The organism is Parendozoicomonas callyspongiae, assembly GCF_023502345.1.
In the GTDB taxonomy this organism is placed as follows: domain Bacteria; phylum Pseudomonadota; class Gammaproteobacteria; order Pseudomonadales; family Endozoicomonadaceae; genus Sansalvadorimonas; species Sansalvadorimonas callyspongiae.
The window spans coordinates 96,619-116,090 of the sequence record NZ_JAMFLX010000017.1 but is presented as its reverse complement, the minus strand read 5'-3'; the positions used below and the strand labels follow the sequence as shown (position 1 = coordinate 116,090).

The 19,472-nt window shown below is 48.5% G+C and carries 13 protein-coding genes; 7 read left to right on the top strand and 6 right to left on the bottom strand.

What is annotated here, in order from left to right; genetic code table 11:
- The 4 genes from M3P05_RS13345 to M3P05_RS13330 form a co-directional block, all read right to left on the bottom strand.
- The coding region (locus M3P05_RS13345) for a DUF5801 repeats-in-toxin domain-containing protein (protein WP_249700215.1) at nt 1–2,670 on the bottom strand (2,670 nt) is incomplete at its 3' end.
- A gap of 58 nt (nt 2,671–2,728) precedes the next feature.
- Complete coding sequence (locus M3P05_RS13340) at nt 2,729–4,072, bottom strand: HlyD family type I secretion periplasmic adaptor subunit (protein ID WP_249700214.1); 1,344 nt, start codon at nt 4,070–4,072, stop codon at nt 2,729–2,731.
- A gap of 35 nt (nt 4,073–4,107) precedes the next feature.
- Nucleotides 4,108–6,264: a type I secretion system permease/ATPase gene (locus M3P05_RS13335; protein WP_249700213.1), complete on the bottom strand. Its 2,157-nt coding sequence runs from the start codon at nt 6,262–6,264 to the stop codon at nt 4,108–4,110.
- Nucleotides 6,265–6,472: 208 nt separating this feature from the next.
- Nucleotides 6,473–7,060, bottom strand: coding sequence for a DNA-3-methyladenine glycosylase I (locus tag M3P05_RS13330; protein ID WP_249700212.1), 588 nt, complete (start codon nt 7,058–7,060; stop codon nt 6,473–6,475).
- A 396-nt stretch (nt 7,061–7,456) separates the two neighbouring features.
- On the opposite strand from M3P05_RS13330, the gene M3P05_RS13325 reads away from it, so the two are divergent.
- The 7 genes from M3P05_RS13325 to M3P05_RS13295 all read left to right on the top strand — a co-directional run bounded on the left by M3P05_RS13325 (nt 7,457) and on the right by M3P05_RS13295 (nt 16,649).
- The gene (locus M3P05_RS13325) at nt 7,457–9,079 is read left to right on the top strand and encodes a peptide ABC transporter substrate-binding protein (protein WP_249700211.1); all 1,623 of its coding nucleotides are present in this window, start codon (nt 7,457–7,459) and stop codon (nt 9,077–9,079) included.
- Nucleotides 9,080–9,561: 482 nt separating this feature from the next.
- Nucleotides 9,562–11,178 (top strand): peptide ABC transporter substrate-binding protein, encoded by a 1,617-nt coding sequence (locus tag M3P05_RS13320; protein ID WP_249700210.1) that lies wholly within the window; start codon nt 9,562–9,564, stop codon nt 11,176–11,178.
- A gap of 70 nt (nt 11,179–11,248) precedes the next feature.
- Nucleotides 11,249–12,172 carry an oligopeptide ABC transporter permease OppB gene (gene oppB, locus M3P05_RS13315; RefSeq protein ID WP_249700209.1) on the top strand — a complete coding sequence of 308 codons (924 nt, stop codon included), beginning with the start codon at nt 11,249–11,251 and terminating at the stop codon, nt 12,170–12,172.
- A gap of 24 nt (nt 12,173–12,196) precedes the next feature.
- On the top strand, nt 12,197–13,105 hold the full coding sequence (oppC, locus tag M3P05_RS13310) for an oligopeptide ABC transporter permease OppC (RefSeq protein ID WP_408635914.1): 909 nt from the start codon (nt 12,197–12,199) through the stop codon (nt 13,103–13,105).
- A gap of 16 nt (nt 13,106–13,121) precedes the next feature.
- Nucleotides 13,122–14,108 carry an oligopeptide ABC transporter ATP-binding protein OppD gene (gene oppD / locus M3P05_RS13305; RefSeq protein WP_249700206.1) on the top strand — a complete coding sequence of 329 codons (987 nt, stop codon included), beginning with the start codon at nt 13,122–13,124 and terminating at the stop codon, nt 14,106–14,108.
- Nucleotides 14,105–15,097, top strand: coding sequence for a murein tripeptide/oligopeptide ABC transporter ATP binding protein OppF (gene oppF, locus M3P05_RS13300; RefSeq protein ID WP_249700205.1), 993 nt, complete (start codon nt 14,105–14,107; stop codon nt 15,095–15,097). The genes oppD and oppF overlap by 4 nt, the downstream gene beginning before the upstream one ends.
- A 361-nt stretch (nt 15,098–15,458) precedes the next feature.
- Nucleotides 15,459–16,649 carry an acetate kinase gene (locus M3P05_RS13295; RefSeq protein ID WP_249700204.1) on the top strand — a complete coding sequence of 397 codons (1,191 nt, stop codon included), beginning with the start codon at nt 15,459–15,461 and terminating at the stop codon, nt 16,647–16,649.
- Nucleotides 16,650–16,714: 65 nt separating this feature from the next.
- Here the strand turns inward: M3P05_RS13295 and M3P05_RS13290 are convergent, their stop codons facing one another.
- Nucleotides 16,715–18,037, bottom strand: coding sequence for a hypothetical protein (locus tag M3P05_RS13290; RefSeq protein WP_249700203.1), 1,323 nt, complete (start codon nt 18,035–18,037; stop codon nt 16,715–16,717).
- Between the two features lie 60 nt (nt 18,038–18,097).
- Nucleotides 18,098–19,351: a Bcr/CflA family multidrug efflux MFS transporter gene (locus tag M3P05_RS13285; protein WP_249700202.1), complete on the bottom strand. Its 1,254-nt coding sequence runs from the start codon at nt 19,349–19,351 to the stop codon at nt 18,098–18,100.
- Nucleotides 19,352–19,472: the final 121 nt, after the last annotated feature.

Below are 19,472 nucleotides of genomic sequence, written 5' to 3'. Positions count from 1 at the left end.
CCCATAGTCCAGGTCGCTCAGCAGACCGTTGATACCGGTGGCGCTGGTCTCATTGACTTCACCCGGGCCGGTGATATCAAGCGTCGGGGTGTCATCGTCCACCCGCACTTGCAGGGTACCTGTCGCCTTATCCCCATCCTTATCTGTCACCAGGTAGGTCAGGGTCAGGTCCAGGTTGTCTTCGGTATTGTCTGCCGCATGCCAGGCCGGGTTGCTTTGTGCAACAGTGTACGCACCGGTCGTCCGGTTCACGGTCAGCACCAGGATCTCAACCGGAGTGCCATCCTGGTCCTGGGTCACGGTCAGGATCGAGGTGTTGGCCTGCTCATCCGCCGTCACAACATAACTCAGGCCGTTAGCGTCTGCCGGTTGATCCCAGGTGATGCTGCCTGCACCGTCAGCGCCAAAGCTGTGCACCAGCATTTGTGATTGGGAAGGTACGGTCGGCTGATCATCGCCGGGACCACCAACATTGCCATTGCCCTGGTCATCGTCATCCACGATATACATCGGGTTCTGGACTTCACTGTCCGGGTTGGTGCCGGTCGGGGTGTCATCATCAATTCGAATGTTGAGAGTTCCCTCAGCAGTATCCCCATCCGAATCGGTAACAACATATGTTATGGCTAAGTCCAGATTATCTTCTGTGTTATCACCCTGATGCCACGCAGGTGCCTCCTGTGTAATTGTGTAGGTTCCGTCAACCTTGTTAACTACAGCAGTCAGTATCACAACCTGATTAGCGCCCTGCTGTTGAGTGACTGTCAGAACAGAAGTGCTGCCTTGAGCACCATCAGTGACACTGAAGCTCAGGCCTGATCCGTCAGCTGGCTGTTGCCATTCGATTCCACCAGGTCCATCTGCACCAAAATTATGAATCAGAGTACCGCTGGCTACGGTAGGCGATGCAGATGCTGAAGTTGGTGCATCATCATTTAGCCCGCCGGGATTACCCTGAGCATTCTGGTCATCATCATCCAGAACTACCTGCTGGACTCCAGAGGGAACATTTATTGTCCCTTCAACAGTAATCTGCAGGTTATTCAGGTCAGTCACTACGATACTATCTGTATCTGTGGACTTCTGTGCATCGTAAGCAATATGGTTAATATTGCTGCTGGAAGTTCCAGACCCTATGCCGAGAGCAATTGAATTTATTGGAGGCTGGTTCCCATCAGGTTGCTGCAGAAATGCTACCCAATCGGGTTCACTGCCAATTTGGGATGTCTGCCCATCAGTCAAAAAGTAAGACACATTATTGACTGAAGCAGTACTGTCCGGTGCTGGCTCAAATTTTCCTGACTGCTTGAAAGCTTCTTCAGCCAGCCTGAGCGCACTGTCAAAATTCGTTCCACCACTGCCGTATGTATCAGAAAGACTGTTCAGATAGGTTTTCGCATCAGCCGCATTAACCCAGACACTCTGGGGAGTTGAAGCTCCGCTATCAAAAAAGACTATTTTGACTCTTACATCGCCAAACTGACCGTAATCATCAATCAGTTTGTTGATCGTTAGCTTGGCCAGAGCGAAACGTGTGTACTCAGGACTATTCGGATCAGTAGGATCAATTTTTACACCTGACGGAGAGTCCATGCTTCCTGACTTATCAAGAATTACCATCAGGTTTGTATTAACTGACGTAGCTTCCCCACCCTCATCCACTCCAACAACGGGTGTATCATCGTCAATGTTTACGGCTAAACTGCCCGTTGCCTGATCCCCATTGCTGTCGCTGACCACGTAACTCAGTGTCAGCTGCAAATCATTTTCATCCTGTCCGGCTTCATGATTTATCGGAGCAAGCTGCGTTACTATGTATGCGCCCGTGGCTGTATCTAATGAGACTTGAAGAACGGGTGTTGATGTTTGGTTGATTGTTTGAATGACGGTTAAAACACTGCCGTCAGAACTGATATCAAAACTCAGGTTGCCTTGGTCAGGAATTGCTCCCCAAGTAACTGAACCAGCCCCATCACCGCCAAAATCGAAGGCGAGTGTGCCCGTTGTATTAAGCGGTGCGGCTTCATCATCTCCCGTTCCACCGGTAATACCACCTGGCAGTGATTCATCGTCGAGTCTGACTTCCGCATTCAACCCTACCGATGGTGTAGCGTTAGTCCCATCGACGGTAATATCATTGGCAAAACCTGCTTCCAGAGGGGCAAGTGCCTCTGTCAGAAAACCACGTTCAACCTGAACTGAATTTGATCCAAACTCAGTTAGACCAGCAACGCCCATAGAACCAGAATCCTGGCCTGCCTGAGGAGGGTCATTGGGAATTTGGTTATCACCATCTGCCGCTGGTGGCTCATCTTCAGTCTGCTGAACAACTTCGTCCACTGGATCAACACCTGCCGTCGGCGCAGGCAAATGTGCTAAAGATTCAATCAAACTATCGAGCTCTGCAACGGCATACCCATCGTTGCTCAAACCAAGGCTATCAAGAACAAAGTCATTCCCCAGATCGAAAATTTGCCCGGGTATAACTTCAGCAACGCGCCCATTGGAGAGCTGGATCAGAATATTGCCACCTTCAGCAATTATCTGATCACCCGTATTAACAGTGTCCCCTGCCAGTAATGGCTTTTCTGTTCCATCGGCCTTACGAATAGTTGCCTTGCCAATAACTGAGCTTATTGTTCCCAGCAGTTTTTCGGCTGTCGTATCCATTTTTTATACCCCCAGTTTTTATTCGTATTTTTAACTGTTCAGGGGCCCCGTTCTCTGCTTATCGCTCACTAAAAGCCAGTTGCCTGGCTCTCAATACAGGTTTCAGCAGATACGACAACAAAGGCTTTTTACCGGTCATGATGTCGACGTTGGCAATCATTCCCGTAATGACCGGCCTGGTAGCGTCGTTTTCATCAAGATTGTTTCTTTCCGTTTCCACATGAGCAAGGTAGAAACTCTCGCCCTGCTCGTCCGTTATGGTGTCAGCACTTATATGGGTGAGTTTCCCCTCAATGCCGCCATAAATCGTAAAATCGTAAGCTGTGAACCGAACAACAGCTTTCTGCCCTGGATGAAGAAACCCTATATCCTGCGGACGTATCCTTGTTTCTATCAGTAACTTGTCGTCCAGGGGGACAACTTCCATCATTTTCATTCCTGGCTGAACGACACCACCTTTGGTGTTTACCAGGATCTGCTTTACAACGCCTTTTACCGGAGAGCGAACCTGCGTTCTTGCCACCCGGTCTTCCAGTGCTGTTCCTGTTGCTTCCAGCTCTTTGATTTTTGCCTGCGTTTCATTCAGCTCACTGCGGACACTGCTAACAAAAGTCAGCTGCAGTTCGTTGATACGCTGATGAACTTCCTTCTGCTGCGCATTCAACCGGTCAACGGTTTCTTTGGTTACCGCCAGTTCACCATCTACATCACTGACTTGACGCTGCAAGCGTAAAACTTCTATTCGAGAGACAGCACCGGATTCCGCAAGACGACTGGCGATTCCCAGTTCTTCCTTCAGCAGGTTTCTGCGCCTGCCCAACAGCTTTCTTTGTTCACCCATCTCTTCAATTTGCTGCTGGTTCTGGTCAACCTGTTCCAGCAGCACATTCTTACGGCTTTCCAACTCCTGCTGCCTGCTTCCGTACAGTTCCAGTTCCTGCTGAGCCAGGTCAGGGGCATCCTGCCAGGCCTGGTCAGAGATCAGTGGAAACTCGCCAACAACTTCTGCCCGCAAGCGGGATCGTTTGATCTCAAGTGCCGTACGACTAATCTTCTGTCCACCCAGGCTGGACATAAACTGGGTGTCATCCATGGTCATCAAAATCTGGCCTTTGTCGACGGTTTCCCCCTCTTTCACCAGAATGTCGCCCACAATACCGCCTTCAAGATTCTGTACATCCTGAATCTGACGGGACGGAATGACCTTTCCCATACCCCGGGTTATTTCATCAATCTCTATCCACGCCGCCCAGAGAATAAACGTGACAATAGCCACCAGCGTCATCCATATCAGAATGCGACCACCTTTGGGCTGACGTCTTTCTACTGCTGCTTTGGCGTCTAAGTAGAACGAAAATTCTTCAGCGACGTTCCGACTCTTATCATCGAGCTCTTCTTTCATCACTTATTACCGCGTACAACTATTTATTATTAGATTTATACGTCTGCGGCCTGAACTTTCAGATTTTGTTTCCTCTTTTCGTTTTGGCCTGCCTTCAAAATATCAGGCGAACCGTCAGCGACGATCTGCCCCCTTTCAACCACAATAATCCTGCTCATCATTGCCAGCATGGACATACGATGAGTCACCATAATCAAAGTTCTGTTTTGGCAAATCTGGCGCAGGTTTTCGCACACCTGTGCTTCAGTGCGGTTATCCATGGCACTGGTAGGCTCATCCATAATCAAAATACCTGGGTCACCAAGTAAAGCGCGCGCCAAACCGACAGCCTGAACCTGACCACCCGAAAGGTTCCGGCCTGCTTCACCAACCTGATATTCCAAACCATTTGGAGAATGACTGATCAGTTCACCCAGCCCCGCCAGCCTTGCTGCCCTAACAACATCGTCATCACTGAAACCATGCCGTCCCATCTCAATATTTTCGCGAATCGTTCCACTCAGCAGTTGAACGCTTTGTGGAACATATCCAATTCCCTTGCGAATAACGGCAGGGTCAATCTGACGCTGATCGATACCATCCAGAGAGATATTGCCGGATGTTGGTTCATAGAAGCCCATCAGCAGTTTTATCAGTGATGTTTTTCCTGAACCCATGCGGCCAAGAATGGCAACTTTTTCATTTGGCTTGATGGTGAAATCGAGGCCGTCCAGCAATGGAGGCTGTTCAGGATAAGAGAATCTGAGCTGCTGAATATTCCAGCTGCCATCAAGCCTATCTGGACGTAGATAGTTTTTATCCTGCTCACGCTCCTGTGGCAGCGAGATAATATGATCACCCTGATCAAGAGCCTGTTTTGCCCGCTCATATTGATTCAGCAAACCAATTAACTGGTTAACCGGAGCCGCACAGCGACCTGCAATCATAATGGAAGCGATCAACCCTCCCATGGAAAGTTCACCCAGTCCGATCATATAAACACCGGCTATTACCAACATCACTGTATTGAGCTGGAGTACAAACATAGCCCCCTGGCTGCTGAGATTCTGCAACCGACGAATAAACAGGCCATTATCAGCCAAAAATGAAACCATTCTCTCCCAACGGTACTGAATAGAAGATTCAGAGCCGCTGCCTTTAATCGCTTCCAGTCCTTGCACAGCTTCGGTTAACAGAGCCTGTCTGGAAGCTGAAACCTGCTGCTGCTTATTAATACGTTCCTGCAAAGGTCGGTTGACGAGCCAGGCAATCCCCAGACAGAGCAACATGCTCACCAAGGGAATAAGAGCCATGTAACCACCAATCCAGGCAATCAAGGCAAAGAACAGGAAGACAAATGGCAAATCAACCAGCGTGGTCACGCAGGCCGAAGTAATAAAGGAGCGAAGGCTGTCAAACTCATTCAGGTTATTAACAAAGCTGCCCGTCGATTGCGGGCGAGCGATCATTTTCAGCCCCATCACTTTCTCAAGCAGTCGCGAAGAGATCTCCATATCAATATTTTTGCCGGCATAATCAATAAACCAGGCTCTCTGCAGCTTGAGAACAAAGTCAAAAACGAAGGCAAGCAGCACCCCCAGAGAAAGCATCCAGAGCGTTTCCGTCGCGTTATTGGGAACAACACGATCATAAACGTTCATAACAAAGAGGGGAGAAACCAGCGCAAAAATATTGATCAGGAAGCTGGCCAGCAGAACATCCCTATAGACTTTCCAGTAGCGCTTGAGAACAGACACAAACCATGGATAACGAGACAAGAACCCACTAACAAACGCACGCTCCCCGTCACGATCCATATCAAGACCGGTGTCGGTTGCCTGCGTGACCGGAATCGCATAACCGGTGTAGTCTGCCATCATTTCAGAAAAAGACTCCGCCTTTGGTTCTCCATTATCCCAAACGAATGCTTCATCTTTATGAACATTCAGGCGCAAAAGCACCACCGCCCCTTTATTGAGTATTAAAATCAGAGGGCAATTAAATTCTTCCAGCTTTTCTTTAGCAACATCACTCACCCTGGCTTCAAGGCCAGCCCTCTCGGCAGCTCTATGGAAAAGCGATGGCGTTAGCTGGCCACCAGACAGAGGCAAACCAGCCAATAAACTGGAAAGGCTGATTTTGCGGCGGTACAGGTTGCAAACGGTTTCAAGACATTCTACCAGCGTTGCACCCGTAATTTTCTTCTTATTCATATGCAACTTCTGACGCTTGTAAGTATTAATGACCTACCTGAAGCCCGCCATACAGAACAGCTATCTCATTGTAAGAAAATAGTCAATAACTGTATACATATGTAGTTATGCCACTTGCAGGTATTAATAGCAATACAAATCCATAAAATACTTGTGGGTATTCAACCCATACCAGAAAGCCATGGCGTTTTTATTTCTGCTGCCTTCTTCAATGCTGACTGGATTTATGGCAGCTGAAAACATGGTCATTCACCATTCCTGTAGCCTGCATAAATGCATAACAGATGGTGCTTCCTACAAAATTAAAACCTTCTTTCTTTAAAGCCTTACTCATTTGGTCAGATATCTCTGTCGATGCAGGAACATCTTTTAATGAAGAGAAATGATTATGAATGGTTTTTCCATTAACAAATGACCAGATGTATTCAGAAAATGACCCATGTTTCTTTTGAATTTTCAAAAAGGCTTTGGCATTACGGATCGCACTGTTTACTTTCAGTTTGTTTCTTATAATTCCGGGATCCTGAAGCAGCTCCTCTACTTTGCTGTCATCATATTTTGCAATTTTGCGCGCATCGAAATTATCAAAAACCTTCCGGTAATGTTCTCGCTTACGCAGAACGGTAATCCAGGACAGCCCGGCCTGGGCACCCTCCAGAATCAAAAATTCAAAAAGGGTATCATCATCGCGGCAAGGTACGCCCCACTCTTTATCGTGATATTCCCGGTATAACTCATCTCCATGACACCATTCACAACGGTCTTCATCACTTATCTGTATTTTTTCACCAATCACTACAAATCACCTTAGAAGTATATTCAACTAAAAACACTACAAAAAACAGAATACCTGCAAAGCAAGCACCACCAAAAACAAAGTTTTTTTCTTCTTTCTCCCATCTTATTGATTTCAATCATGCTTGATCCCTTGTCACTCAAACAGCTCGAAGGATATATTGCGGCATACGTACATTGCTGTCTGTTTTTTGCGCAGCGTACCCAGTTTATTTTTACCAAAAAACGGAATTTCTGGGTGCAAAGTACGGGGTAAGAGTAGGGAACGCTCAACATTGAGCAGAGTGTCTGTCACCAGACTTTCACAACTGCCGCCAACAACAATCCACACAGCTTATTTGGGGGATTAACACCGTCCAAGTGTGTGGGAAAGATAAATCAACATATAAGGCGCAGGATGAAAACTAAAACATTATTTGCCAGTCTGGCGTTGGCTGCCGCTGTCAGCGCTGCATTACCAACTCAAGCTGCTGACGTACCCGCCGGGGTGAAGCTGGACGACGTTCAGGTTCTGAACCGGGGCAACGGCTCTGAACCAGCCTCTCTCGACCCTCAGAAAATTGAAGGTGTTCCCGGAGGTAATGTTGCCAAGGATATGTTCGAAGGTCTGATGAGTCAGGATGGCGACGGTAATACCGTTTTCGGTGTAGCAAAATCCTATGATGTATCAGAAGATGGTAAAGTTTATACCTTCCACCTCCGTGACGCCAAATGGTCTAATGGTGATCCTGTCGCTGCCAATGATTTCGTATTCGCTTTCCAGCGTGCTGTAGACCCGGCAACCGCCTCAAACTATGCCTGGTTTATGGAACTGCCTGGTATTATCAACGCGTCAGAAATCATCAAAGGCGAAAAGCCTGCAAATACTCTTGGTGTTAAAGCTCTCGATGCCAAGACTTTCCAGGTATCCCTGAAAGCTCCTCTGCCATTCTTCCCGAAACTGCTTGCTCACCAGACAACCTTCCCGGTTCCACAGAAAATCGTCGAGAAGTATGGTGACCAATGGACACGTCCTGAGAACATTGTTTCCAACGGTGCCTTTGTTCTGGACGAGTGGGTCGTTAACGAGCGAATCAGCCTCAAGCCTAACCCCAACTACTGGAATGCTGACGAGACTGTTCTGAAGCAGGTTAATTTCCTGCCCATCGTATCCCAGACTGCCGACTTGAGCCGTTACAAGGCTGGCGAAGTGGATATGACTTACGAGATTCCCATTGAGCACTTCAAGAGCCTGAAGAAAGAGCTGCCAGATGATGTCACCGTTATTCCTTATGTCGGCACCTACTACTATGTGTTCAACACTCTGAAAGCACCATTTAATGACGTTCGTGTTCGTAAGGCTCTGACATATTCCATCAACCGTGACGCGATTGCTTACGCTGTTAAAGGTCAGGGTGAAAAACCTGCTTATGCCTTTACCCCAGAAGCTATTAACGGCTTTGTTAAGCCTGACCTGGCCTGGGAAAAGATGACCCAGAAAGAGCGGGACGCAGAAGCCAAGCGCCTTCTTAAAGAAGTTGGCTATGACAAGAATAACCCACTGAAAGTTGAGCTTCTTTACAACACCAGTGAATCCCACAAGAAGATCGCTATCGCGATTGGCCAGATGTGGAAGAGAAACCTGGGCGTTGAAGTGACTCTGCGCAACGAAGAGTGGAAGACTTTCCTCGATTCCAAGCGTAACAACAACTTTGATGTATCCCGTGCCGGCTGGATTGGTGACTACAACGAAGCCTCCACCATGCTGGGTCTCTGGACCAGTTATAACGCCGTTAACGACGCCGACTGGAAAAACCCTGAATATGACAAGCTGATTGAAACTGCAGCAACAACTCTGGATGAGGGTCAGCGCGGCCTGATCTATGAAAAGGCTGAAAAGATTTTCTCAGAAGAGTTCCCCGCAGCGCCAATTTATCAATATGTTGTCAGCCGCATGGTTAAGCCTTATGTCGGTGGATACCCATACGGTAATGCTGAAGATAATGTCTACTCAAAAGATCTGTACATCATCAAGCATTAAGCGACACTTATGACGCATTAGAAATCCCCGCCACCACACGGGGATTTCTACATAATGTAAGGATTAATTTACATATTTACCACAAACCAGAAAGAGCTATATTTTCTAAAAAAAATCACAGCCACAGGATACTTTCTCCAAAATCAAACACTTGCCAGCTTATATTACCATGCACGCAAAGACAGCGCCCCTTAGCTGAATTTACCTACTTGCCACAGACATGTACGCACACATATAGTGTCAAACACCTATAGAGAGAACTTTTTGTTGTGCAGTTTACTAAGTTCACCGGCCAACTCTGTCAGGTACCCTGAAATTGAACAAAAAGCACAAGACCGGGATTGTTCGCTTTTTGTGGCAGGGTGTTTGTCTTGTGACGTTCACAACTGCAGCCATAAAACATTATTCACCTACTATTTTTAGGTAGCGCATTACTACCTGGTAGTGTGACTTCGATTTTCACAGATAAGGCGCAGGAAAAAATGAAAAAACTATTTGTCGGGCTAGCGCTGGCAACTGCCGTAAGCGCATTGCTACCCGTACAGGCAGCTCAGGTTCCCGCCGGAGTAACACTGGCAAAAGAGCAGGTTTTTCATCGAGGAATTGGTTCTGAACCCGCTTCTATTGACCCCCAGAAAGTTGAAGGATCCCCTGGCGGCTTCATCGTAAAAGATCTTTTTGAAGGACTGGTTTCCCAAGACGCTGATGGCAATACAATCCCCGGAATTGCCAAATCCTGGAATGTATCTGATGACGGTAAAGTCTATACATTCCACCTGCGCAAGAGCAGCTGGTCCAATGGTGACCCACTGACAGCACACGACTTCGTTTATGCATTCCAGCGTGCTGTTGACCCTGTAACCGCTTCCAAATACGCCTGGTTTATGCAGATCCCCGGTATTGTTAACGCTGATGCCGTTATTGATGGGGAAATGCCTCCCAGTACACTGGGGGTAAAGGCGACAGATGACTATACATTCCAGGTAACTCTGGAAAACCCGGTTCCCTATTTCCCCAAACTGCTGGCTCATTACACAACCTTTCCGACCCCCAAAAAGGTGGTTGAGAAATATGGTGATGACTGGACCCGCCCAGACAATATAGTGTCCAATGGCGCTTACAAACTCAGCGGCTGGGTTGTTAATGAAAAACTGACAGCAAAGCGTAACCCTTTTTACTGGAATAATGACAAGACCGTTGTAGAAGAGGTCAACTATCTGCCAATTCCATCAGCAACATCCGAGCTGAACCGCTACAAAGCCGGGGAGCTGGATATGACGGCGACAATTCCTCTGGATCATTTCAAGAAACTGCAGAAAGAAATTCCAAAGGAAGTCACCATCACCCCACTGATCTCAACGTACTACTATTCGTTCAATACTAAGAAAAAGCCATTTGATGATGTGCGCGTGCGAAAGGCTCTCTCTTATGCCATAAACCGCGACGCTATCACCAAGTACATCACGGGTCAGGGACAAAAACCTGCTTACAGTTTCACCCCAAGCTCCATCAATGGCTTCGTCAAGCCTGATCTTGCATGGGAAAAGATGTCCCAGAAAGAACGGGAAAAAGAAGCCGCTAAACTTCTCAAGCAGGTTGGTTACAGCAAGAGTAATCCACTGAAGGTTGAGCTCCTCTACAATACCAGCGAATCCCACAAGAAAGTTGCGATTGCGATTTCCCAAATGTGGAAACAGGCTCTGGGTGTAGAAGTGACTTTGAGAAATGAAGAGTGGAAAACATTTCTTGATACACGACGGGAAGGCAATTTCGACGTGACTCGCGCAGGATGGACCGGTGATTACAATGAAGCATCTACAATGCTGTCTTTGTGGACAAGTGAAAGCTCCCTGAATGATGCTAAGTGGACAAACAAGGAGTACGACAAGCTGCTGGAAACTGCTTCTTCCACCATTGATGAAGGCAAGCGCGGCCTGATTTATGAGAAGGCAGAACAGATTTTCTCCAGTGAGATGCCTGCTGCCCCCATCTACCAATACGTGACTTCTCGTCTTGTGAAGCCCTATGTGGGTGGATATCCGATGAATAACCCGGAAGACAACGTTTATTCACGTGATATCTATATTATCAAGCACTAGGAGTTAGGGAAGCTCAGAAACCCTGCCAACACTATGCTGGCAGGATTTCTGAGTGACAGGTTATAAATTCATGCTGAAGTTTATTATCAAAAGGTTAGCTGTAGCGGTTCCAACGCTGCTTGTACTGATCACAATATCATTTTTCCTTATGCAGGCTGCGCCTGGGAGCCCTTTTACCGGTGAAAGAAACCTTCCGCCGGAAATCCTCAAGAATATCGAAGCCAAGTACAACCTGGACAAGCCCGTCTGGCAGCAGTACTTCCTCTATCTTGGCAACCTCGCCAAGGGTGACCTCGGTCCCTCTTTCAAATACCGTGATTACACGGTTAACGACCTTCTGGAACAAAGCTTCCCGGTTTCCCTCAAAATTGGAGCCATCGCTTTTATTTTCACCGTTATTATTGGTGTCAGTATCGGCACCATAGCCGCACTCAAACAAAACACCATACTCGACTACATAATAATGGCACTGGCGATGACGGGAGTCGTGCTGCCATCGTTTGTTATTGCACCGCTTCTTGTAATGATTTTTTCGATTACCCTGCAATGGCTGCCTGCGGGAGGGTGGAATGAGGGAACCTGGGAATACCTGATTCTTCCCGTTACCGCCATGGCCATTATGTATATGGCTTCTATCGCACGTATTCAGCGAAGCAGCATGATTGAAGTGCTGAACAGTAACTATATCCGGACTGCTCGCGCCAAAGGCCTGCCCTGGAGGACGATTATCCTGCGCCATTCTCTGCGCCCTTCCCTGCTGCCTGTTGTTTCCTACCTCGGCCCCGCTTTCGTGGGCATTATCACCGGCTCGGTTGTTGTTGAAACCGTGTTCGGCCTGCCAGGTATCGGACAACACTTCGTTAACGGTGCACTTAACCGTGACTACTCTCTGGTTCTGGGTCTGACCATTATCATCGGTTCCCTGACCATCCTGTTCACTGCGATTGTCGACATCCTGTATGCCGTTATCGATCCAAAAATCCGCTACCAGTAAGGGAGGTTTAGTGTAATGACAGCAATTTCTCCCTCTGCGGACAAGAAGGCAGCCGTTGCCAAATTTGCCAAAGATCTCGAGATCGAAGGCCGCAGTCTGTGGGCTGATGCCCGCGATCGTTTTTTCCGTAACCGTGCTGCCGTAATCAGTCTGATTATCCTGGCGTTTATCGGCATTCTGGTTGTTGTAGGTCCATGGCTCTCTCCCCATGAATTTGATGCCATTGACTGGGGCTACATGGCAGCGCCACCAGAAACAGAAATGAGCCACTGGTTTGGTACTGATTCACTTGGCCGTGACCTGTTTGTAAGAACCCTGATGGGTGGCCGTATCTCCTTTATGGTTGGTATTCTCGGAGCCCTGACCGCCGTTGTTATTGGTACTCTGTACGGTGCTACTGCTGGTTATGCCGGTGGCCGGGTTGACAGCGCCATGATGCGTGTACTGGAAATTCTTCAGTCCTTCCCGTTCATGTTTCTGGTTATCCTGCTGATGACCATGTTTGGCCGTTCCATATACCTGATCTTCCTCTGCATCGGTGGCGTATCCTGGCTGGATATGGCACGTATCGTCCGTGGCCAGACCATCAGCCTGAAAGGTCGTGAGTTCATTGAAGCTGCCCGCGTCTGCGGCACCAAGCCTTCTGCCATTATCGTCCGCCACATTGTTCCCAATGTTCTGGGTATCGTGGTGGTATACGCTTCCCTGCTGGTGCCAAGCATGATTCTGTTTGAATCTTTCCTCAGCTTCCTGGGTCTTGGTGTTCAGGAACCCATGACCAGCTGGGGCGCACTGGTTAACGAAGGTGCACAGTCCATGGAAGTTGCCACATGGCAGCTGGCCTTCCCGGTGTTCTTCCTGGTCGTAACCCTGTTCTGTTTCAACTACGTCGGCGATGGTTTGCGCGACGCACTTGATCCCAAAGACCGGTAATGGAGCGCACTGAATTATGAGTCTTCTTGAAGTTAAAGATCTGCAGGTGCACTTCTCCACCCCTGAGGGTGACGTTACCGCAGTTAACAACCTGAATTTCACCCTGGAAGCGGGTCAGACCCTCGGTATCGTGGGTGAATCCGGCTCCGGTAAAAGCCAAACAGCCTTCTCCATCATGGGCCTTCTGGCCAAGAATGGTCGAACTGGCGGTCAGGCCCTCTTCGAAGGCAAACAGGTACTTAACCTGCCTGAAGCCGAACTGAACAAGATCCGTGCGGAAAAGATCTCCATGATCTTCCAGGATCCAATGACCTCACTAAACCCTTACATGAAAGTCGGCACCCAGCTGATGGAAGTGCTAATCATGCACAAGGGTTGCAGCAAGGCAGAAGCCTTTGAAGAATCCGTACGTATGCTGGATGCGGTGAAAATGCCTGAAGCCCGCAAGCGTATGGATATGTTCCCCCATGAGTTCTCCGGCGGTATGCGTCAGCGTGTGATGATTGCCATGGCTCTGCTGTGTCGTCCCAAGCTGCTGATTGCCGACGAACCAACAACGGCACTGGACGTAACCGTTCAGGCGCAGATCATGGATCTGCTGAATGACCTGAAGCGGGACTTTAATACTGCCATCATCATGATCACCCACGACCTGGGTGTTGTTGCAGGTGTCTGCGACAAGGTTATGGTGATGTACGCTGGTCAAACCATGGAATACGGGACGGTTGACGAGATTTTCTATAAGCCAACTCACCCATACACCATTGGCCTGCTGGAATCCATTCCCCGCCTTGATACTGATGATACCAAGGAACTGCCCATTATCCCGGGTAACCCACCTAACCTGCTTAACCTGCCAACCGGCTGCCCATTCCAGGACCGCTGTGGTCATGTAACTGATAGCTGTCGTAAGCAGGTGCCGAACCTGGAAACCTTCGGTAATGGCCGTCAGCGTGCCTGTTTCTGGTCCCATGAACTGGTCACTGCAGGAGGTGCACAATGAGCGAACAGACTCCTCTACTGAAGGTTCGTGACGTTAAGGTCTACTTCCCGATTCCCAAGGGTCGTGACTGGCCTTGGCAACCAATGCCAATGCTGAAGGCCGTTGATGGCGTCAGCTTTGACTTGTACCCCGGTGAAACACTGGGCGTTGTAGGCGAATCCGGCTGTGGCAAATCCACTCTGGCCCGGGCCCTGATCGGTCTGGTGAAAGCTCGTTCCGGTGAAATCACCTGGGAAGGCAAAAACCTGGCAGGTCTTGATGACAAAGGTTTCCACGACGTACGTCGTGATATTCAGATGATCTTCCAGGATCCTCTGGCCTCCCTGAACCCACGTATGACCATCGGCGATATTATTGCCGAACCTCTGCGTAACTATGAGCCTGGCCTGTCTTCTGAAGAAGTGAAGCAGCGGGTTCGTCAGATTATGGATCGCGTAGGTCTGCTACCTAACGTTATCAACCGCTACCCTCACGAATTCTCCGGTGGTCAGTGCCAGCGTGTTGGTATTGCCCGTGCGTTGATTCTGAAGCCAAAGCTGATCATCTGTGATGAGCCAGTGAGTGCACTTGACGTATCCATTCAGGCACAGGTTGTTAACTTGCTGAAAGAACTGCAGCAGGAAATGGGCCTGTCTCTGGTATTTATTGCCCACGACCTTTCCGTTGTGAAGCATATCAGCGACCGTGTGCTGGTAATGTACCTGGGTAACGAAGCAGAGGTTGCTACATCTGAATCTCTCTACGCCAACCCAAGCCATCCTTACACTCAGGCTCTGTTGTCTGCAGTTCCAAACCCTGACCCGGATCTGGAGCGGAACAAAACCATCCAGCTGCTGGAAGGTGACCTGCCCTCACCTATCAATCCACCATCTGGCTGCGTTTTCCGTACCCGCTGCCCGAAAGCTCAGGAAAGCTGTGCCAAGAATAAGCCCGAACTTATGGGTGTTGAGCACCATCAGGTTGCCTGCCCGGTGGTAATGGCTGGTTAAAACCAGCCCAAGAGTCTGCCTGCATTTAACAGGCAGACATCCTCAATTGAATCTTTTTCTCTACCAATCAAGATCAATCCCACCATTATTCGTTCAAATTTATTTTATACCTCCTTTGGGTAGGCATAGCAGAGCAAAAAAAGTTTAATTGCAGCAACTACTGATTGTTGGGATCAACCAGGGTTGATAGTTTAAAATATATTTGATTTATAAACTGTTCAGATAAGTCTGACAAAAGTCAGCTTGTTAGCTAGATATGCTGTAGCTGACAAACAGACTCACCCAAATCTGTCGAGTGCGGATTTTTGTTTGAACAGTCAATGCCGAATTCCTGTCTTACTCACCAGCGTTGATACGGACTATGAGCAAAGAAAACATTCTGATCATCAACTGCGGCAGCTCCTCCATGAAGTTTGCCGTGATCAACCCAGCTACAGGCGAAGAAGCCATCAATGGTATTGCCGAGCGTCTGGGTTCTCCTGAATCTCTGATCCGTTGGAAGTTCGAAGGCAACAAAGAGCGTGAAGAGCTGAATGGCGGCGCTCACGATGCCGCAGTTGCAGCCCTGCTGTCCATGCTGGCTGACAAGGGCCTGAAAGATTCCATCGCAGCTGTTGGTCACCGTGTTGTTCACGGCGGTGAAACCTTCAAGGAATCCTGCCTGGTTAATGAAGAAGTTATGCAGGCCATCGAGAACTGCTCTCACCTGGCTCCCCTGCACAACCCAGCCAACCTGATCGGCATCAAGGCGGCTCAGAAACACTTCCCAGGTCTGCCTATGTCTGTGGTATTTGATACCTCTTTCCACCAGACCATGCCTGAGCACGCCTACATCTACCCTCTGCCTTACGAGTTCTACCGTGACCACGGTGTACGTAAGTACGGTTTCCACGGCACCAGCTACCGTTTCGTTGCCAAGCGCGTTTGCGAAATGCTGAACCTGGAAGTATCCAACAGCAAGGTTATCATCGGTCACCTGGGTAACGGTGCAAGTGCTGCAGCCGTTTTGAATGGCGAAGGCGTTGACACCACCATGGGTCTGACTCCTCTGGAAGGTCTGGTTATGGGCACTCGCTGCGGTAACGTTGACCCTAACATCTACTCCTTCCTGAACAAGGAATACGGCTACTCTCTGGACGAGATCACCGACATCCTGAACAAGAAGTCTGGCCTGCTGGGTATGTCCGAGCTGTCCAATGACTGCCGTGCTATCGAAGAAGCCTGTGAAGAAGGCAACAAGCAGGCGCAGCTGGCAATGGACGTATTCTGCTACGTTCTGGCCAAGCAGCTGGCTGGTCTGATGGTTGCTACTGGCGGCTGTGATGCACTGGCCTTTACCGGCGGTATTGGCGAGAACTCCGACGCTATCCGTGGCAAGGTTCTGGAAATGCTGGGCTTCATGGGCTTCGAGATGGATGCTCAGAAGAACCTGGACTGCCGCTTCGGCAACGAAGGCGTGATCACTTCCGACTCTTCCAAGGCAACTGCTATCGTAGTTTCCACCAACGAAGAGCTGATGATCGCTAAGGACACTGCTATCCTGATCGGCTGATCTGCGGTACTGGCTCCTTAATAAAAAGCCCGGCAATTGCCGGGCTTTTTATTAATAACTAAACATCACTGTTTCTTGAACTTCTTATGATAGTATTCTTTGCCAAACTGCAAGGCTCTTGATATATCATCAGTATCCCCATTGCGCAGAGCCTCATTGGCATAAGAACATACAACCAAGAAATCAGTAAGTCCAAGGCCTTTGGCTGCATTCTCTTTCTTAAACTTGGGATAAGCCTTCATCATTGTCGAAAATTCATCTTCAGTAGCACCCTGCTCTTCCAAGTTACCGAAGTGAATATCCATCATGAGATCCTCTGATGGCTCCAGGTGCTTCTTCAATGACTTCATTAGTTTGGGGTTGGATTCACTAAAAGATGGCAATTCCTCATCAAGCTCCTCGTCATCTAGCTCTTCCACTTCACTCGCTAACTGCCTCTGAGTCGCTTTAGCAATAGAAAGCTCTTTTACAGCTTGAGTATCCAGAATAGGCGTAGTAAGTAATTTAGGATCATCTTCCTGTCGTTCCGGAGTATTTTTACTTAGAAACGTATTGTCTTCTGGGGTCAGGTATGAAGCATTGGTTAATTTATATATTTGAGTATCATTTCTTTCAATTTCAGTTTTGGTAAATTGCATAACCACACCTAGTTTACGAATACCTGTCTTGATTGCTTCACTATCAGATTTGAGGTTAATTAACTCCTCCCTCAGAAGTCGTGCCTCTTCATAGCGGATGCGGGCCTGCAACAACCCTTCCTGGGCATTTTGAGCAAGGTGATTGCTGGCTGAAATCAATACTTTTGACAAGCCTGGGTACTTAGATTCATCATCCCGTATTGTTTCGATCCATTTTCTCTCGGAAGTTCCACCTGGTTGCCCAGTTCCATCCCAAGCAACGTGCACAAGGATTTCAACCTGACCTTCCAATGTATCACTCTTTGGATCTAGAGAAGCTTCAGCCAGAGTAGAAGAATCCGCTTTCAAGCTGATGTAATGATTATGAACAGCTTTCTGGATAACAGGATCAGCCAGTTGTTTGGGGGTCAGTTTAGCAGCAAGCTTGTCGAGACTTTCTACTGTTGGGGCATGCTGCTGTAATAAGCTGCGGATTTGTCCAAAATCATTCTTACTAGCATGTTTTGAAAGCAGCTTAGCGACAAATTTCTCTTCTCCCCCCACTCTAATCATCAGTCTGTCAAAAAGCGCTTTTGGAGTGAACCCCTTCAACCCTCTAGGAATAAGTGGCTCTACATCCTTGACTACAGAAACCTTACCCCACTTTGTTGTCTGAACCGATTTTACAGATTCAGTATCAGAGACAGGCGCATGACCAGTTTGAACTGATACCGGAGACTGACCACTTCCTACTCCTCCCTTGCCTTCCATGAGCTTATCTCTGTTTTGATTTTTAATTATTTCAGTATATGCAACTTTGGGAAGCTGCTATCAGGCAGCTTCTTTTTGCTCAAGTGGCATATTGGCGGTTTCCAACTCTGCCTCCGTCTTCTCCCTGCTTCCCCCGAGAACAATGAGAGATAAAACCGACAGCAGCCCACACACCACCATCAGTCCAACCATTGGATAAACTGTACCGTTGTGAAGAATTCCGGCAAGCCCGGCAGTAATTCCTCCCAGGGTAAACCGCACCACTCCTGCTGCGGCATTGGCTGTTCCAGCAATCTTCGGAAAGTGAGCAAGAGCCAGTGCATTCGCATTTGGTCCTGAGAACCCTGAGCAGGCTATATAAAGAACCACGGGGGCAGCGATACCTGCCAGCCCGCCAAATCCTGTCCAGGCGTTGAGAAGCATGATTAAAGAGGCTAGAAACGACATTCCAACCCCAAAGCGCAGCAACCCGTGTAAAGGAAAGCTGTTCATAAGGCGCATATTCAGGACATTACAGAAGGCCATCCCCAGAATATTCATCCCAAAGAGGTAGCCATAATTCTCAGCAGGAACGCCAAACAGTTCTATATAAACGAAAGGCGAACCACTGATAAAGGCAAACATTCCACCAAAGAAAAAACCGTGGGCCAGAATGCAACTCATCGCCTCGCGATGGGTCATGACATCTTTATAAGACTGAAGGAGCTTTCTTGGCGTCATATAGGTTCGCCGCTCCGCTGGCAACGACTCTTTTACCTGGGCAAGAGAAAGCAGAAGGGCAAGCACACCGAGCACAGAGAGAAACAAGAAGAGGCTTTGCCAACCTGCAAACCGGAGAATATGCCCACCAATCACCGGAGCCACCAAAGGGGCAATGGTCATGACAAGCAGGATGGAAGACATGGCCCTGGCGCACTCTTTACGGGGGAAAAGATCCCGCACCATGGCTGGAATGCAAACCATCACGGAGGCTCCCGCCAGAGCCTGAAAAATTCGCACAACAATCAGCTGTGTTGCTGTTTCAGTCATTGTCGCCAGAAAGTTCGTCAGAACATATCCCACCAGCCCCGAGAGCATAACCCTCCTGCGCCCAAAACGATCAGAAAGCGGCCCAAATATGACTTGTCCCAGGGCGAACCCAATCGTGTAAGCACTTAGGGTCAGTTGAATCAGCCCGAGTGGTTCCCCCATCCCCTTGGCGATTGCAGGCATGGCTGGAAGATAGAGGTCGATGGCCATTGGCCCAAGGCAGGTCAAAGCACCCAGTATCAGAATCAGAAATCTCTGACTCTGAGTTGAGGTCGTACTATTCATGAATCCTTCGTAAACCCATATATAATGCAGACGGTGAACCATGAACCGCCTCTGGAGCCATCAAGACATGACTTGAGAAACGGGCCACTATGCCAATCTGGGCATCTTTCGAAAATAAGAT

Coding starts and splice junctions, on each gene's coding strand:
- oppF (WP_249700205.1), top strand. CDS start 14,105: ATGAGCGAACAGACTCCTCTACTGAAGGTTCGTGACGTTAAGGTCTAC.
- oppB (WP_249700209.1), top strand. CDS start 11,249: ATGCTGAAGTTTATTATCAAAAGGTTAGCTGTAGCGGTTCCAACGCTG.
- M3P05_RS13340 (WP_249700214.1), bottom strand. CDS start 4,072: ATGAAAGAAGAGCTCGATGATAAGAGTCGGAACGTCGCTGAAGAATTT.
- M3P05_RS13335 (WP_249700213.1), bottom strand. CDS start 6,264: ATGAATAAGAAGAAAATTACGGGTGCAACGCTGGTAGAATGTCTTGAA.
- oppD (WP_249700206.1), top strand. CDS start 13,122: ATGAGTCTTCTTGAAGTTAAAGATCTGCAGGTGCACTTCTCCACCCCT.
- M3P05_RS13285 (WP_249700202.1), bottom strand. CDS start 19,351: ATGAATAGTACGACCTCAACTCAGAGTCAGAGATTTCTGATTCTGATA.
- M3P05_RS13295 (WP_249700204.1), top strand. CDS start 15,459: ATGAGCAAAGAAAACATTCTGATCATCAACTGCGGCAGCTCCTCCATG.
- M3P05_RS13290 (WP_249700203.1), bottom strand. CDS start 18,037: ATGGAAGGCAAGGGAGGAGTAGGAAGTGGTCAGTCTCCGGTATCAGTT.
- M3P05_RS13320 (WP_249700210.1), top strand. CDS start 9,562: ATGAAAAAACTATTTGTCGGGCTAGCGCTGGCAACTGCCGTAAGCGCA.
- M3P05_RS13325 (WP_249700211.1), top strand. CDS start 7,457: ATGAAAACTAAAACATTATTTGCCAGTCTGGCGTTGGCTGCCGCTGTC.